General features: G+C 57.8%; 18 protein-coding genes. All 18 read right to left on the bottom strand.

The window, feature by feature from the left end; all coding sequences use genetic code 11:
* Nucleotides 1-27 precede the first annotated feature (27 nt).
* Nucleotides 28-801 (bottom strand): GTP cyclohydrolase FolE2, encoded by a 774-nt coding sequence (gene folE2, locus EDC27_RS12605; RefSeq protein ID WP_123290994.1) that lies wholly within the window; start codon nt 799-801, stop codon nt 28-30.
* A gap of 12 nt (nt 802-813) precedes the next feature.
* Entirely contained in the window at nt 814-1596 is a 783-nt protein-coding gene (locus tag EDC27_RS12600; RefSeq protein WP_123290993.1) for an ATP-binding protein, read from the bottom strand.
* Between the two features lie 268 nt (nt 1597-1864).
* Nucleotides 1865-2296, bottom strand: a complete 432-nt coding sequence (nusB, locus tag EDC27_RS12595) for a transcription antitermination factor NusB (RefSeq protein WP_123290992.1) — start codon at nt 2294-2296, stop codon at nt 1865-1867.
* A gap of 8 nt (nt 2297-2304) precedes the next feature.
* The gene (ribH, locus tag EDC27_RS12590) at nt 2305-2766 is read right to left on the bottom strand and encodes a 6,7-dimethyl-8-ribityllumazine synthase (RefSeq protein WP_123290991.1); all 462 of its coding nucleotides are present in this window, start codon (nt 2764-2766) and stop codon (nt 2305-2307) included.
* Nucleotides 2753-3991, bottom strand: coding sequence for a bifunctional 3,4-dihydroxy-2-butanone-4-phosphate synthase/GTP cyclohydrolase II (locus tag EDC27_RS12585; protein WP_123290990.1), 1239 nt, complete (start codon nt 3989-3991; stop codon nt 2753-2755). Before EDC27_RS12585 ends, ribH begins: the two co-directional genes overlap by 14 nt.
* Before the next feature lie 134 nt (nt 3992-4125).
* A complete protein-coding gene (locus EDC27_RS12580; RefSeq protein WP_123290989.1) occupies nt 4126-4794 on the bottom strand; it encodes a riboflavin synthase in 669 nt (222 codons plus the stop codon).
* Nucleotides 4795-5000: 206 nt separating this feature from the next.
* Nucleotides 5001-6176, bottom strand: coding sequence for a bifunctional diaminohydroxyphosphoribosylaminopyrimidine deaminase/5-amino-6-(5-phosphoribosylamino)uracil reductase RibD (gene ribD, locus EDC27_RS12575; RefSeq protein WP_245994552.1), 1176 nt, complete (start codon nt 6174-6176; stop codon nt 5001-5003).
* Nucleotides 6177-6299: 123 nt separating this feature from the next.
* A complete protein-coding gene (gene glyA / locus EDC27_RS12570; RefSeq protein ID WP_123290988.1) occupies nt 6300-7619 on the bottom strand; it encodes a serine hydroxymethyltransferase in 1320 nt (439 codons plus the stop codon).
* Nucleotides 7616-8068 (bottom strand): ribose 5-phosphate isomerase B, encoded by a 453-nt coding sequence (gene rpiB, locus EDC27_RS12565; protein WP_123290987.1) that lies wholly within the window; start codon nt 8066-8068, stop codon nt 7616-7618. Before rpiB ends, glyA begins: the two co-directional genes overlap by 4 nt.
* A gap of 28 nt (nt 8069-8096) precedes the next feature.
* Nucleotides 8097-9350 (bottom strand): beta-ketoacyl-ACP synthase II, encoded by a 1254-nt coding sequence (fabF, locus tag EDC27_RS12560; RefSeq protein WP_123291160.1) that lies wholly within the window; start codon nt 9348-9350, stop codon nt 8097-8099.
* Nucleotides 9351-9401: 51 nt separating this feature from the next.
* Nucleotides 9402-10145: a 3-oxoacyl-[acyl-carrier-protein] reductase gene (fabG, locus tag EDC27_RS12555; protein WP_123290986.1), complete on the bottom strand. Its 744-nt coding sequence runs from the start codon at nt 10143-10145 to the stop codon at nt 9402-9404.
* A gap of 90 nt (nt 10146-10235) precedes the next feature.
* The gene (locus EDC27_RS12550) at nt 10236-11420 is read right to left on the bottom strand and encodes an electron transfer flavoprotein subunit alpha (protein ID WP_123290985.1); all 1185 of its coding nucleotides are present in this window, start codon (nt 11418-11420) and stop codon (nt 10236-10238) included.
* On the bottom strand, nt 11417-12208 hold the full coding sequence (locus tag EDC27_RS12545) for an electron transfer flavoprotein subunit beta/FixA family protein (protein ID WP_123290984.1): 792 nt from the start codon (nt 12206-12208) through the stop codon (nt 11417-11419). Before EDC27_RS12545 ends, EDC27_RS12550 begins: the two co-directional genes overlap by 4 nt.
* Nucleotides 12209-12311: 103 nt before the next feature.
* Nucleotides 12312-13481, bottom strand: coding sequence for an acyl-CoA dehydrogenase family protein (locus EDC27_RS12540; protein ID WP_123290983.1), 1170 nt, complete (start codon nt 13479-13481; stop codon nt 12312-12314).
* The gene (locus EDC27_RS12535; protein ID WP_123290982.1) at nt 13478-14581 is read right to left on the bottom strand and encodes a phosphate acyltransferase; all 1104 of its coding nucleotides are present in this window, start codon (nt 14579-14581) and stop codon (nt 13478-13480) included. The genes EDC27_RS12540 and EDC27_RS12535 overlap by 4 nt, the downstream gene beginning before the upstream one ends.
* A 21-nt stretch (nt 14582-14602) precedes the next feature.
* Entirely contained in the window at nt 14603-14785 is a 183-nt protein-coding gene (rpmF, locus tag EDC27_RS12530) for a 50S ribosomal protein L32 (protein WP_123290981.1), read from the bottom strand.
* Between the two features lie 26 nt (nt 14786-14811).
* Entirely contained in the window at nt 14812-15351 is a 540-nt protein-coding gene (locus EDC27_RS12525) for a YceD family protein (protein ID WP_123290980.1), read from the bottom strand.
* Between the two features lie 141 nt (nt 15352-15492).
* Entirely contained in the window at nt 15493-16104 is a 612-nt protein-coding gene (locus EDC27_RS12520; RefSeq protein WP_148045757.1) for a nitroreductase family protein, read from the bottom strand.
* Nucleotides 16105-16125 lie beyond the last annotated feature (21 nt).

Below are 16125 nucleotides of genomic sequence, written 5' to 3'. Positions count from 1 at the left end.
CAGTATCCTCATGGGCTGAACGGCGCCTTACAAAGCGCGTTCGATAAAGGCATAAGCGCTGTGGTTGTGAATGGATTCAAAGTTTTCCACATCCACCTGAAACCAAAGAATGTGGGGATTTTTTTTCAGCCGATAGGCCACATCCCGCACCACATCTTCCACGAATTTGGGGTTATCATAACCCTTTTCCGTGACGAATTTCTCGTCCGGCCTTTTGAGCAGGGAATAGACTTCGCAAGATGCCGCTTCTTCTACGATGCGAATGAGATCTTCGATCCATATAAACTTCTTGAAACGAACGGCAAGTCGAGCCATGCCCCTTTGGTTATGGGCGCCGTGTTCTGAGATTTCGCGCGAACACGGGCACACTGTGGTAATGGGCACATTCACCTCTACCACCAGGTCAAAGCCATTCTGGTTGTTCAAGGACCCGCTCACGCGACACAAATACTCCATGAGCCCCGAGGTGCCCGTGACAGGGGACAATTTCTCGATGAAATAGGGAAAACTGATTTCCAAGTGAGCCGACTGCGCGTTGAGGCGGGATTGCATGGCTTCCAGAATCTTGGAAAACTCACGAATGTCCAGATGACCGTAGAACTCGTTGAGGATTTCCACAAAGCGGCTCATGTGGGTGCCCTTGAATTCCCGTGGCAGATTGACATACATGTTGATGCTGGCCACGGTGTGCTGCACCCCGTTTTTCTTGTCCATGACGGTGAGGGGATAGCGTATGTTTTTCACCCCCACCTTATCCACGTGAATGTTTCGGTGATCGATAAGACTTTGGACGTCGATCATGGTCACACGGTTTTATTCGGACTTGGGTTGAAGCCGACGGAGATTTTCGGCGATGGCTTCCAAGGCCTTTTGCGTGGCTTCATCGATGTGGTCCGCAAAAACCCCCGCGCAGTCCGCCTCAATGAGGCCTTCATCAAAGGGAATAAAGCCCAGAAACGACAATCCGTTCAAGCTGCTTTGCAAAAAAGCCCGGTCTTTCTCGTTTCGAATCTTATTGCCCACCACGGTCATGTTGGCAATGCCGATATCGGCGGCGAGCTGTTGGATCTTCAAGGCCGTTTCGATGCTGCGTCGCCCCGGTTCCACCACAATGATCAAGGCATGAACGGCTTTGGACGTGCCGCGGCCCAGATGTTCGATGCCGGCTTCCATGTCCATGATGACCACTTCGTCCCGCCTGAGGATTAAGTGATGCACGAGGTTTTTCAAAAGCACGCTCTCCGGGCACACGCAGCCCGTGCCCCCTTTCTTGACACCACCCATAACCATGAGACGAAGGCCGGGGGCGCACGGGACCGCGATCTTCTCTGGCAGGTCATCCACCTTTGGGTTCATCTTGAAAAAGCCGCCAAAACTTCCGGGCACGGATTCGGTCCGTTCGGCGATCAAGGCTTTCATTTGAGACAGGGGGGTGATGGCCGCCGCATCAGCCACGCCCAAGGCATGGCCCAGGTTGGCGTCGGGGTCGGCATCGATGGCCAGGACCGATGTGCCTTGTTCGGCAAACCAACGTGCCAGAAACGCTGAAAGCGTTGTCTTGCCCACTCCACCCTTGCCGCTGACTGCAATCTTCACGGGTTTATCCTCCCTGCACCATGGAACAGAATAGCATTTGGGCACTGCACAGCCCTTTTAATACGTCACACCAGCACTGACAACCCATCGTGGTCGTCCAGACGAAGGACCAAGGGCGCAGAGAAATGGTCCTTGGCGTTGATGCGGCGTGCAGCGCTCCAGCCCGCAAACAACGGTGTGACCCTTTCGAACAGGTGAAGGCCGTTCCTTGACGAGGTTCGTGCGGCACGTGCCCCACAGGACGGTCCGTTAAGGCCTCTGGTGCCGCTCAACCGTCGGTGGCGCAGTCCCCAAAGGCCGTACTTTCATGGTAAATTTTATCCAGGATCCCGTTGACGAAAGCGCTGGAATCCTGGGAGCCAAAGCGCTTGGCCAGTTCAATGGCTTCGTTGATGGACACGCGCGGTGGAATGTCGTCCTGATACAGCATTTCGTAAAGGGCGATACGCAAAATGTTTCGGTCTACCGGCGACATGCGATCGACCCGCCAATGTTCGGAAGCGGCTGCCAGGTGCCGGTCGATATCAGGCTGATGGGCCTTGACCCCGTCCACCAGAAGCTTGGCAAAAGCTCTGGGTTCCTGAGGTGGTTCAAGGCAGGCACAGACCAACTCAAAGGCCCGATCCGGAGCCATGCAGTTGAGGTCCATCTGGTAGAGCACCTGAAGCGCCATTTCTCGGGCTTGACGACGTGTTCCCATAAGGCCTTTTACATGCTTTTCATTAAATTGGCCATTTCCACCGCGGCCATGGCCGCATCAAAGCCCTTGTTGCCGGCCTTGGAACCTGCCCTTTCAATGGCCTGTTCTAGGGTGTCCGTGGTGAGGACTCCAAAGGTGACCGGCACCGAGGTTTCCAGGCTTACCGTGGCGATGCCCTTGGCCACTTCATTGGCCACATAGTCGAAATGGGGTGTCGCGCCGCGAATAACGGCCCCCAGACAGATGACGGCATCAAATCGGCCGCTGCAGGCCAGCTTCTTTGCGGCCAGCGGAATCTCATACGCTCCGGGCACTCGAAAGACTTCGATCTGCTCCTCGCTGGCTCCCGTCCTCTTCAAGGCATCCAGAGCTCCGCCTAAAAGACGTTCGCAGATGAAATCGTTGAAGCGGCTGACCACGATGCCAAACGACAATCCTTCGGAGCGCAGTTCTCCTTCATGCACTTTCATTTTGGACCCCTTCTGGCGTGAACCACTGGAGCACGTGTCCCATTTTTTTGCATTTGGTTTTCAGGTAATGGACGTTGCATGCGTTGGGTTCGACTTCGATGGGCACCCTGTCGGTGACCGTGATACCGTAGCCCTGAAGGCCGACGATTTTCTTGGGGTTATTGGTCATGAGGCGCATCTTGCGCACGCCCAGGTCCACGAGAATCTGCGCGCCGATTCCGTAGTCTCGAAGATCCGCCTTGAACCCCAAGGCTTCGTTGGCTTCCACAGTATCATAGCCCTGTTCCTGAAGGGCGTAGGCCTTGATCTTGTTCACGAGCCCGATGCCTCGCCCTTCATGGTTTCTCATGTACAGCAGCACACCGCGACCTTCCCGATCGATTTGCTTCATGGCCGCGTGCAGCTGATCGCCGCAATCGCATCGCAAAGATCCGAGCACATCGCCGGTGAGGCATTCGGAGTGGACGCGGACAAGCACCTCGTCGTCAGGCCCAAAGGATCCTTTGACCAAAGCCAGGTGAACGAATTCGTCGATGGTATTGGTGTAGACGATCACGCGAAAGTCTTGGCCATACTTGCTGGGCAATTGGGCTTCCGCAGCACGCTGCACGAAACTTTCGGTGCGCATGCGGTATTCGATGAGGTCGGCGATGGTGACGATCTTGAGGTCGTGTTCGGCGGCGAATTTTTCCAGGTCTGGCATGCGGGCCATGGTGCCGTCGTCCTTCATGATTTCGCAGATCACGCCCGCCGGTTTTAAGCCAGCAAGCCTCGCCAGATCCACGGAACCTTCCGTTTGGCCCGTGCGCACCAGAACGCCACCCTTTTTCGCCCGCAGAGGGAACACATGGCCGGGGCTGACCAGATCTTCCGGGCGAGCGTCATCGGCCACGGCCGTCAAAATGGTGTGGGCTCGATCGGCCGCACTGATCCCCGTGGTGACCCCGGTGCGGGCTTCAATGGAAACGGTAAAGGCGGTTCCAAAAGGCGATTTATTGTTCTGCACCATCATGGGCAGTTGCAGTCGATCCACCCATTCTGGAGTGAGGGCGAGGCAGATGAGCCCTCGGCCGTATTTGGCCATGAAATTGATGGCTTCCGGAGTCACCTTTTCGGCGGCAATGCACAGATCGCCTTCGTTTTCACGGTCTTCATCGTCGACCAGAATAACCATCTTGCCCTGACGAATATCTTCCAGGGCTTCAGGAATGGTTGCCAGCGGCATGACAAAACTCCCTTCACACAAGGAATCGAGGGGATCCGTGGTTTTTCACCCCTCAGGAAAGGCACTCGACAGCACCGGGCGCCGGAACGCGTGACCTATAACATGGTGCCCGTGGAGACTCAAGACGGGTTGTTTCAAAGAAAGCCGTGGCGTTTGAGAAAATCCTCGTCGACTCCTGCCGCTCGCACCTTTGGGTTATCCGAGGGCGCCGCCTTCCACGCCCGCAACATGTTGTACACGTATTTAGCGATGATGTCCGTTTCGATATTCACAGGATCGCCCGGAGAGAGCATGCCCAGCGTGGTGACTTCGGCGGTGTGTGGAATGACATTCACATCAAAGCGCCCCAAGGCGCACCCGTTCACGGTGAGACTGACACCGTTGACGGCAATGGACCCCTTAGGGACGATAAACGGAGAAAGTTCTTCCGGAACGGTGAAATAAAAACGCCAGGAACGCCCCGCCATTCTCTTTTGGCTGAGCGTGCCCACGGCGTCCACATGGCCTTGCACGAGGTGTCCTCCTAGCCGATCGCCAAGCCGCAAAGCCCGTTCCAAATTGACCATAGCCCCGGGGTTCTTGCTTCCCAGAGTGGTTTTCGATAGGGTTTCCGCGGAAATATCCACGGCAAAGACGGCGCCATCGAAAAACACCACAGTGAGGCATACGCCGTCCACGGCCACGCTTTCGCCAAGGCTCGTGTGGGAAAAAACCGATTCCGACCGAAGGATCATACGGGCATCCACGCCATGCCGTTCCAAGCGGAGCACGGTTCCTCGGCACTCCACAAGTCCCGTAAACATCGAAAAACCTCAAACGTGGCCACGGACCCGCCGCAGCCGTTTTCTTATGAGTTCTTGTCTGAGAGCCCCACAAAGCGCGCCGATGATTGGGAGCTTGCGAGGCTTGAACACGTGGCTATATCAAACAGGCTCTCTTCATCACGACACGATCTGGGAAAAAACTCCTAGGCCCAAAATAGATTTCCGAGAGCCTTGTTGGAAATGCCCTAGTACAAGTGCGGCGAAAAACGTCCGTGTATCAAAATGTCCTGGCCCACGCGGCGCGACTGACAGGCATAAAGAGGAACCGCTTCGCGCAGAGCGAGTCGGCATTGGCCTTGAAACATGGGCACGCCGGACGCATCGCCCAGAATTTTTGGAGCAAAAAATAAATAGAAATCGTCGGCCAGTCCGTGATCCAGAAACGCTCCGTGAATGCGCGCTCCCCCTTCCACCAGGACGCTGGTGATGGAACGCCGCCCCAATTCTTCCAAAAGGACTTGAAGATCCACGCCGCCCGATTCTTGCGACGGCAGCACAACCACCTGAACGCCTTGAGCTTCCAGGCGCTCGCGGACAGGCTTTGGTGCACTTTCACCGCAGGCTAAGAGAACAGGGCTGTGTTGAGCCGTTTGGACCAGCTGCGAGGCCAGGGGCAATCGTGCCTGAGTGTCCAGGACGACCCGCAGGGGCTGTCGAAAGGTTTTGGCCCTACTGAGGCGCGCGGTGAGTAACGGATCGTCGGTCAGGGCTGTGCCAATACCCACGAGCACGGCGTCCAAGGTGGCGCGCAGTTTGTGGACGAGCCGACGCGAATCTTCCCCGCTGACCCAACGGGAATCGCCTGTGCGCGTGGCCGTGCGCCCATCCAAGGTCGCGGCGCATTTGAGCGTTACATGGGGACGGCCCGTCGTGACCCACTTGATGAAAGGCTGGTTCAGGGCGCGGCATTCCTTCTCCAGCACCCCCACCGTGACCGAGAGGCCTGCCTGGCGCAGGCGATCCGCCCCACCCCCTGTCACTCGGGGATTGGGATCGGCCATGCCGATGACCACTCGAGTGATGCCCGCATGGAGCACCGCTTCCGTACAGGGTGGTGTGCGCCCGTGATGGTTGCAGGGCTCCAAGGTGACGTAAAGTGTAGCCCCTTGCGCCGAGGTTCCGGCGCGGCGCAAGGCATGCACTTCTGCGTGAGGCCCCCCCAATTGTTGATGAAAACCTTCGCCCACGATGCGTCCGTCCCGAACCACCACGGCCCCGACGATGGGATTGGGGCTTGTGTGCCCGCGTCCCTTCAGGGCCAGGCGAATGGCTCGCCGCATAAAATGTTCGTCCTGGGGCATGAGGTCCATCATGACGTCATTGGTTTCTATGGATGCGGAACCATCGCGGCCAAGCGCCATCCTTTGACCATGGCGAATCGCCTTTTTTGTCGGGCATGGCCGTCGCATGGCCAAAGAAGCCCTTCCCACAAAGCCGCCCGTTGGCGTGGCGCAGGCCTCGAGGAGAGTTTTCGCTGTGGCTTCCTACAAACACGCGCCAGCCTTTGACGACACGTCCGCCGCCGGCGCTGCATTCCGGTCATGGGCGCCATCGCCTGCCCAGGCGTTCAACGGAAACTGATGGCAAAAGGCCGCCACATGCCTTTTGAGTTCGGCCAGGCGGCTCTCGTTGTCCACGGCGTTCAAGGCCTGATGAATAAAATCCGCAATGAGCAGCATGTGCGACGGTTCCATGCCGCGCGTGGTGACAGCGGCCGTGCCGATGCGAATGCCGCTGGCGATGTTGGGTTTTTGCGGATCAAAAGGAATGGAATTCTTGTTCACCGTGATTCCCGCCCGATCCAGCGCCTCTTCGGCCGCCTTTCCCGTAATGCCCTTGTTTCTCAGGTCCACGAGCATAAGGTGGTTGTCGGTGCCTCCGGAAACCAGGCGGTAGCCCAGGTTCATCAAGGCCGAGGCCAGGGCTTTGCAATTATCCACAATGCGCTGCTGGTATTCTTTGAAGGCCGGCTGCAAGGCTTCGTGAAAGGCGACGGCTTTGGCGGCGATGACGTGCATGAGCGGGCCACCTTGAATGCCGGGAAAGATTTGGCTGTCTAGTTTCTTGCCCAATTCTAGGTTGTCGGAAAGAATCAGGCCCCCTCGAGGCCCCCGCAGCGTCTTGTGGGTGGTGGAGGTCACCGCATGGGCGTGGGGGAGCGGGTTGGGGTGAAGGCCTGCGGCGACCAGCCCCGCGATGTGGGCCATGTCCACCATGAGATAAGCCCCAATTTCGTCACAGATATGGCGAAATCGTGCAAAATCAATGAGGCGCGGATAGGCGCTGGCCCCGGCGATAATGAGTTTGGGCCGGTGTTCTTGAGCCAGTCGTATCATCTGGTCGAAGTCGATGGTTTCCGTGTCCGGATGCACCCCGTAAGAGACCACGCGAAACAGCCTTCCGGAAAAGCTCACGGGACTGCCGTGGGTGAGATGCCCGCCTTGGCGCAGGTCCATACCCATGATGGTGTCGCCCGGCTGCAACAAGGCGAAATAGACGGCCATGTTGGCCTGGGATCCTGAGTGGGGCTGCACGTTGGCGTAGCGGCATTGAAAAAGGGCCTTGGCCCTTTCTTGCGCCAAGGATTCGGCAACATCCACATGTTCGCACCCACCGTAGTAGCGCCGTCCGGGATAGCCCTCGGCGTATTTGTTGGTCAGGACGGATCCTTGAGCGATTCGCACGGCGTCGCTGACGAAGTTTTCGGAGGCGATCAGTTCCAGTTTGGTGCGCTGCCGTATTTCTTCGTCTCGAAGGACCTTGGCCATGGCCGGGTCCGTTCTTTCCAGTGAGCTCGTGTTCATCGAAAGTTTCTCCACGAAGAAGGATTGTCCAGCAAATCCAAGCGACGACAGTGACGGCCCCCTTCAAAGGTTTCGGCCAGCCACACGTCCACGATTTCCCGAGCCAGATCCGGACCGATGAAGCGCCCACCGAGGCACAATACATTGCTGTCGTTGTGGCGCCGGCTCATCTTGGCAGCATAGGGTTCCGAAGCCAGGACCGCCCGCACTCCGGGAACGCGATTGGCCGCCATCGACATGCCGATGCCGCTGCCGCACAGGAGAATGCCTCGATCCACCATGCCCTGAGCCACGGCGCGCGCCACCGTAAAGGCGTAATCCGGGTAGTCCACGGAATCCGAGCTGTGGGTCCCGATGTCCTCCACGTGATGGCCTTTGAGGCGCAAATGGGCCACGATGTGTTCCTTAAGTTCAAAGCCTGCGTGATCGGCGCCGATCATGATTTTCATGTCAACAAACCCATAGCGTGCCCTTGGCCTATTCGGTCCATTTTTTGAAAACCAGGGTTCCGTTGGTTCCGCCGAATCCAAAGGAGTTGGACAGGGCCACGTGCACCGAAGCTCTGCGGGCGACGTTGGGCACGTAGTCCAGGTCACAGTCTGGATCGGGCGTTTCGTAGTTGATGGTGGGCGGAATGACGTCGTGATAGAGGGTGAGCACCGTGTAGGCCCCTTCCACGCCTCCAGCGGCCCCTAGCAGATGGCCCGTCATGGACTTGGTGGAACTAACGGCCAGTTTCTTAACATGATCCCCGAAAACGGTCTTGATGGCCAAGGTTTCGAGGCGATCGTTAAGATCTGTGGACGTGCCGTGAGCATTGATGTAGTCCACTTCGTGAGGGTCGATGCCCGCATCGTTTAAAGCCGCGCGCATGCACAGGGCGGCGCCTTCGGCATCGGGCGGCGGCGCCGTCATGTGGTAGGCATCTCCGGAAGCGCCGAATCCGATCACCTCCGCGTAGATGCGCACTCCTCGTTTCCTGGCCCGTTCCGCCTCTTCCAAAATGAGTACCGCACTGCCTTCGCCCAAAACGAACCCGTCCCGGTCCTTGTCAAAAGGTCGGGAAGCTCTTTCGGGTTCGTCGTTGCGCGTGGATAAAGCCCGCATGGCATTGAAACCGCCCACACAAAGGGGTGTGATGGTGGATTCCACACCACCCGTGATCATGATGTCGGCGGCCCCGTCTCGAATCAAGTGAAAGGCGTGGCCGATGGCATGGGTTCCCGCCGCGCAGGCAGTCTGAAAGGACAGATTGGGTCCCTTGGCTCCGTGCTGAATGGAGATGAGTCCCGGAGCCATATTGGCGATGAGCATGGGAATAAAAAAAGGACTGATCTTACGAGGCCCAGACTGCAAGAGGGTCTTATGACATTCTTCAATAGTGGTGAGGCCTCCCAGTCCACAGCCCATGACCACGCCCGCTCGAGGACTTTCTGAGGGATCGATGGTCAGGGAGGCGTCTTGAACGGCCAATTGTGCGGCGGCGATGGCGTAGGTGAGAAAGATGTCCATTTTACGCAAATCTTTTTTGGGGATAAACTCTTCCGGCTGAAATCCTTTGACTTCGCCGGCGATGCGCGTGGCGAAGCCTTCCGTGTTAAACCGGGTGATGGGGGCGATGCCTGAAACGCCGTTGATCACATTGGTCCAATTCTGTTCCACGCCGACCCCCAAAGGTGTGACCAGTCCCAATCCTGTGACCACAACCCTTCGCTTTGCGCCTTCTACCATGATGCCCTCGTCAATGTCTGCCAAGAAATTGGTGCGTGTTGTCTCAGCTACTTATCCCATGAACATGCCGCCGTTGACGTGGAGAACCTGGCCTGTGATGTATCCTGCAGCGTCGGAGGCTAGGAAGCGCACGGCGGCGGCCACCTCCTCGGGCGATCCCGTGCGCCCCGCAGGAATCTGAGACAAAAGAGCCTGTCGGGCCTCTTCTCCAAGGGCCTGGGTCATTTCCGTTTCAATGTAGCCGGGAGCCACAGCGTTGACGGTGATGTTTCGGGAAACGACCTCACGGGCAAGGGAGCGCGTCAGACCCACGATGCCGGCCTTGGCAGCGGCATAATTGCACTGGCCGGCGTTTCCTGTAAAGCCCACAACGGAAGTGATGTTGATGATGCGCCCATAGCGCTGTTTGAGCATGGGGCGCATGGCGGCCTGGCAGCACAAGAACACGCCTTTCAGATTCACGTTGAGGACCTCATCCCAATCGGATTCTTTGAGGCGAGGGAAAATGTTGTCCCGGGTGATGCCGGCATTGTTGACCAGGACGTCCAGGCGGCCCAGAGTGTCGGTAAGGTTTTTGAACGCCGCTTTGACGGCTTCCGGGTCTGCCACATCAAAGGGGCTGAGAACTGCCTGGGCGCCTCGCTCCGTGATGGCACGCCCAGTTTCTTCCGCAGCCTCACGTCCTGATCGGTAATTGACCACCACCGTGGTGCCGGGTTCGGCAAAAGCCAAGGCGACCGCTCGGCCGATACCACGACTGGCGCCGGTGACCACAACCACTTTGGCCTGTGCCATGGGAACCTCCCTTTGCCATGCAACCTGCCGAGCTCGCCCAGGTCAAGGCCCTCTGCGTGAGCCCGCAAAGGCGCGCTCGGTTTCAGTTTTCTAAGATTCGCCTCGTCGAATGCGTTCGATAAACGCCGGCACGAATTCAAACAAATCGGCCACCACGCCGCAGGAGGCCACGTCAAAGATGGGAGCTTCCGGGTCTTTGTTCACGGCCACGACGATCTTGGATCCCTGCATGCCCACAATGTGCTGAATGGCGCCCGAGATGCCAATGGCCATGTACAGCGTCGGAGAGACCGTCTGGCCCGTCTGGCCCACCTGATGGGAAACCGGAACCCAGCCCTCTTCCACGACGCTGCGCGATGCCCCGACGGCTCCTTTGAAAAGCCGCGCCAGTTCTTCGACCATTCGAAAATTTTCCGCCTTCTGCAAGCCGCGCCCACCGGAAATGATGACCTCGGCTTCGGAAAGTTTCGCCGTGGTATCCTCTTCGGGAATCACCTGGAGCACCTGCACGCGGGTGCGAAACACTTCTTCGGGCAAGGTGACCGATTCCACGCGCCCGTTGCGCGGGTCCAGCACAGGGCGCATGACTCGAGGGCGTACCGTGGCCATTTGAGGGCGACCGTAGGGGCAGATGATGGTGGCCATGACATTACCGCCAAAAGCGGGACGCGTCTGCAGGAGCAAACCCTCATCGCTGATGTCCAAATCGGTGCAATCGGCGGTGAGCCCCGTCTGCAGCATGGCGGCAACGCGAGGAATGAAGGATCGGCCGATGGACGTGGCGCCGGCGAGAAGAATTTCGGGTTTATGGCGTCGCACCAGTTCCACAAGGCATCGGCTGTAGGCTTCATCCGTAAAGTGTCGCAAGGCGGGGTGGTCCACCACATAGACCACATCGGCCCCGTAACGCAAAAGTTCCGAGGCGCGATCCCTCAGGTTTTCTCCCAAGAGCACGGCGGCGCATGAAACTCCTTTCTTGTCGGCAAGGCGCCGCGCCGCGCTGAGGAGCTCGTAACTGACAGCATGCACCCGGCCGTGCCGCCATTCGGCAAAGGCCCAGACACCACGGTAGGAGGCCGCATCGGTTGGAGCTCCGGAGCCCACTTCGGGAAGGGTGATAGCCTGAAACTCACAGGTGTCCACGCACATGCCGCACAGGGTGCAGTCGTCGGACACCACGGCATGGGTTTCCGAAACCGTGATGGCCCCCACGGGGCACACATCCTGGCACACGCCACAGGCGGTGCATTTTTGTAAATCGACCAACGCTTTCATAGACCGGGAACCTTGGCTTCCTTTAGGTACTGGTAAAGTTTTTCCACTTGCTCGGCCACCGAACCTTCCAGCATCCATCGGTCCGAACGTTTCGGCGGACTGAACACGCGCACCACCTGCGTAAAGGAGCCTCGAAGACCCACGCGATCTTCCGAAAGCCCCACATCCTCAAGGCCCCACACGGGAATGACAGCCTTTCGGGCTCGCATCTTGTGCTTCAGCGATGGAAGTCTGGGATCGCCCACATCGCGAAGGACCGTGAGCAAAGCGGGCAAGGGAAGCCGCCATTCCTCGATGCCTTCATCGGTCTTGCGCACCACGTGAAGGTGACCGTCGCCTTGAAGTTCCAAGCCCTTGACGAAGGTGGCATAAGGCATGTCCAACAAGGTGGCCAATTCAGGGCCCACCTGCGCTGTGTCCCCGTCGATGGCCTGTTTGCCGCAAAAAATCAGCGAGACGTCCTGGATTTTGCGAATGGCGGCCGCCAAAACCGTAGCTGTCGCCCAGGTGTCCGCTCCGGCAAAGGCGCGGTCACTCAACAGCACCGCATCATCCACCCCCCGGGAAAGCACTTCCCGCAGAGCTTCTTCGGCTTGAGGGGGGCCCATGGTGAGTGCGGTGACATGGGCGCCATGTTGGTCTTTGAGGCGAAGCGCGGCTTCCACGGCAAAAAGGTCAAAAGGATTGATAATGGACTCCACCCCCTGGCGCACCAAGGTGTGGGTGTTCGGGTCGATGCGCACGTTCTTGGCATCGGGAACTTGCTTGATGCAGACAACGATTTTCATGGCTCCATCCGCTGGCTCACGTCTCTCTTCAGTAAGAAGCGCCGCACGGCGCGACGGCATGTGGCTGTCTGCGCCACTTTCACAGCTTGCCGTGCTCGAGGCCTTAGATAAAGCTTTCCTTTAAGCGAGCGTATTCCTTGTTGAGTTCCTGGCCGATAATGTTTCGTTGGATTTCGTTGGTGCCTTCGTAGATCTGAAGAATCTTGGCGTCGCGAAACATCTTTTCCACGGGGTAGTCGCGCATGTATCCGTAGCCTCCAAGGATTTGGACGGCTTCCGTAGTCACTTCCATGGCCGTATCGCTGGCGAACACCTTGCACATGGCGGCCACCTTGCCGGCGTCAGGCGGGTCCGTATCCAGATGGCGCGCCGCGCAATAAATCAAAGCGCGGGCGGCTTCCGTTTTGATGGCCATGTCCGCCAACTTGTGCTGAATCGCCTGAAAGGTGATGATGGGTTTGCCGAATTGAATGCGCTTTCGTGCATATTCTACAGCAATATCCAAAGCGCCTTGCGCCAGCCCCACCCCTAAGGCTCCGATACCCGGTCTGGATTTGTCAAAGGTTTTCATGGCAATGATGAACCCCATCCCTTCACGGCCGATGAGGCGGTCCTTGGGAATGCGGCAGTCCTGAAACACCAGTTCCCGCGTCGCCGAGGCGCGAATGCCCAGTTTTTTTTCTTTCTTTCCAAAAGAAAATCCGGGATCCCCCTTTTCCACGATGAAAAAGCTGGCCCCTCGAGGCCCCTTGGTCTTGTCCGTCACCGCCAACACACTGTAGATGTCTGCTTCTCCGCCATTGGTGATCCACTGCTTGGTGCCGTTCAAAACGTAAAAATTGCCGTCTTTGATCGCCGTGGTGCGAATGGCCGTCACATCGCTTCCGGCGCCCGATTCGGTGACCGCAAAGGCGGCAAGCCTTTTTCCCGCCGCAATGTCCGGAAGGTAGGCGGCTTTTTGGGCTTCGGAACCGTACAGCAATATGGGATATGCTCCCAAGCCGCTGGCGGCAAAGGAAGTGGCCACGCCGATGCAGGCTCGAGCCAGTTGCTCGACGGCCAGGCAGTTTTCCAAAATGCCGCCACCTAGACCGCCGTATTCTTCAGGAATATATACACCGAACAAGTCCGACTGAGCCAGGGTCTTTAAAATGTCCGTGGGGAACTCTTCGGCCTCGTCTAACTGAGCTCTCATGGGCCGAATTTTTTCCCGTGCAATTTGTTCGGCCAATTCCTGAATCATCTTCTGCTCGTCGGTCAAAAAGTAATTCAAGGCTGTCCTCCTTTATCGGATTCCGGCTTCTTGGTGCTGAGTCGCCATGGGCCCTTGAGTCCTGCAAGCATCCATCGCGTGTAGTGGCTTCGAACGGCCGCCAGGTGCTCCAAAAGTTCCCCATCCTTTTCCATGCGCGGGTAGAGTTCCTGCCGAACGTATCCTACAGCGTCCAGTATGGCGTTGGCGATTTCCCGGGCCTGAGAGCGCCCATGGGCAATGAGCACGGTCTTGCGCACACCCAGCAATGGAGCTGCCCCCAGTTCCTTAGAGGCCAGTCGGTGCAACCATTGTTCGGGCGGAGGGGCTTTTCGGTGCGCAGAGGGTTCGAGCTTGTCGCCTCCGAGAGTCCCCAAGCACTGGCGAGCGGCATCCGAAACGCCTTCCAAAAGCTTGACCAAGGCGTTGCCCACAAAACCGTCGCACACCACGCCGTCCACCGTGCCGTGGAAAAGGGTGTGAGGTTCCACATAGCGCAGGGCGGGGGTGAAAGACTCGGCAAGGAGCTTCATGGCGCCTTGAATGGCGCGAGGGCCCTTGGTGGGTTCATGCCCGATGTTGAGAATGCCGATGCTGGGATGAGGACGGCCGCACGAATGCTTTAAAAAAGAGATCGCCAAGAAAACCGTCTGCGCCAGATGAATGCTTCCGGATTCACTGTGAGCGCCGGCATCGGCTAACAGGATGTCAGGGCCGAAGGAAGGCAAAAGAACGCCCAGGGCCGGACGTTTGAGTCCGGGAATGAGCCCCAGATGGTGCGATGCGGTGGCCACGATGGCCGCGCTGTTGCCCGCACTCACCACCGCATCAGCGGTGCCGCGCTGCAATTGATCCATGGCCACGTAGAGGGAAGAAAGCCTTTTTTTTCGAAGGGCCAAGGGACCAATGTCCCCCATATCCACGGTTTCAGGGGCATGGAGGACGTCGATGGCCGGTGAGTGCCTCTCGGAGGTTAGGCACCGATGAAGACGCTTCTCGTCACCAACGAGAAGTATACGCGCGTTGGTGCGGGCCGAGGCTTGCAGCGCGCCCCGCACTACGGCATCGGGGGCCGCATCCCCCCCCATGGCATCTACGGCGATGACCATCGGCCCAGCCATTCAAAGGTCAACGCCCCCGCTCTAGACTTCTTCCGTGACCAAAACCGGCCTGCCCTTGTAAGACCCGCATGAGGGGCAGATGCGGTGCGGCATGACGGGTTCATGGCACTGGGGGCATGTGGTAAGGGAAGGAGCCGTCAGGTGCAGATGGCTCCGCCGTTTGTCTCGTCTCGATTTGGAAGTTCTTCGCTTGGGTACGGCCATGATGTGTATCTCCTTGTGACATCGCTTCAGGGATTGGAAAATGTGAGGCTTTTAAGCACATCAAAGGGCGAGGAGGCCCTGGTTTTTTGACACGTACACGTTTCCCTGTTGAGGTTGGCCCCGCAGCCCGCACATAATCCTCGACAGGTCTCGGAACACAAGCATCGCATGGGAAGTTCTAAGAACACTTCTTCAGCGATCATGCGGTCCACTTCAATGATTTCCCCATCAAAAAATTCATACTCCAGCTCATCCGGCTCCAGTTCCACCTCCTCCTCTTTAGGGCCGCGGACTTCGTGGAAAAGGAGCACCCGCACGGAGCGCTTCAAAACCGAAGCGTATTCCTCAAGGCAACGATCGCACCGCAGGGTCAGCTGCCCCTCAAGGGTGCCCGTGACCTCGATGTGGTCAGGCTTCTTGTGGATTTCCAGATCCACGTTCAGTGGACGAGCCAAGGAAAACCCTTGGGGATCGTTAGGCGGTAGAAGGCGTTCTAAACGATCCTGGGTCCAATGAACGTGAACCAAACGCCCTGAGTCTGGAATTTCGTCCACTCGAATTTTCATCCTCGCCTCTTTCGGTCACGAGTAAAGCGTTGAGTATAGGCATGAGGGCGTTGCTGTCAAGCACACTTTCCAAGCGGGCTGTAGCTGTCCTTGATGGGGCAGAGGCTTTTTTCGTCGCTCTTTGGAGCGCCGAAGAAACTCCTAGCGAAGAATGAACACCTCATCAAATGAGCGGCGCATGCCTCGCGGTAGCAGCGCCGCGTCGGGGCGTTTCTTGCCGATGGCCAGCAGCATGACCGGCACATATTTAGGGTCCAGCCCGAAAAGTTTTTGAACTCCTTCGACGTCAAACCCGTCCATGGGGTGCGTGTCCCAGCCTTGATCCAAGGCTGCGAACATGAGGTTCATGGCAAAGAGGCCGACATTTCGGGAAGCGTAGCCCACGGCGCGATCCCCTGCGTAAAGGCGTTCCGCCATGGCCACGGCCCGTGGCACCTCCTCGGCTTTCATGTACCCCTTGGCGACTCGATCATCAAAAACATCTTGGCTTTCCAAGAATTGTCGCGTATTTCCAAAAAGAACCAGCACGGCCGACGCTTCTGTCACTTTGGGCTGATTCATGGCCACGGCACGCAGCTTTTCTTTTTCCTCTTTGGAAAGCACGGCTACCACTTTCCAAGGTTGCAGATTAAAGGATGACGGAGCCAGTTTGGCTGCTTCATAAATCTTTTGCAGATCCGAGACCGTGATCGTCACGGACGGATCAAAGTAATTGACCGAGCGTCGTTTCTCGTTCAGCGCCCTCCATTCCATGCTCTCCTCCTTTGCCGGGGT

The organism is Desulfosoma caldarium (assembly GCF_003751385.1).
Taxonomy (GTDB): domain Bacteria; phylum Desulfobacterota; class Syntrophobacteria; order Syntrophobacterales; family DSM-9756; genus Desulfosoma; species Desulfosoma caldarium.
This window is presented reverse-complemented; position numbering and strand designations above follow the sequence as displayed.